Source organism: Gelidibacter salicanalis (assembly GCF_016469035.1).
GTDB classification, from domain to species: domain Bacteria; phylum Bacteroidota; class Bacteroidia; order Flavobacteriales; family Flavobacteriaceae; genus Gelidibacter; species Gelidibacter salicanalis_A.
This window is the reverse complement of the sequence record NZ_JAEHJZ010000213.1, coordinates 1-234: the sequence shown is the minus strand read 5'-3', so window position 1 is coordinate 234 and position 234 is coordinate 1. Positions and strand designations below refer to the sequence as shown.

The following is a 234-nucleotide window of genomic DNA, read 5'->3' as shown; positions in this document are numbered from 1 at the left end:
AGTGAAAGAGAGGAAACAGTCTGTTCATTTTTGTGTCATCGAATGAAATGGCAGTATGAGAGCAGTCGTTACCTGTATTTGGGACATCTTGCTGTCCAAGGCGTGGAAGAGAAGAGGCAAGATGAGTTCGTGCAGATCTTCTTCCGTGGACTTTTCAAGGATAATGGGCAATTTCTCGATAAGAGTCACCGAGGCCTGAATGCTCTTGGGATTATTGAAGACAGGTCTAGGCGG

At 45.7% G+C, this 234-nt stretch carries 1 protein-coding gene; it reads right to left on the bottom strand.

All coding sequences use genetic code 11. From position 1 onward, the window contains the following. Positions 1–24: 24 nt before the first annotated feature. On the bottom strand, positions 25–234 hold a 210-nt coding region (locus JEM65_RS22570), incomplete at its 5' end, for a hypothetical protein (protein ID WP_233530790.1).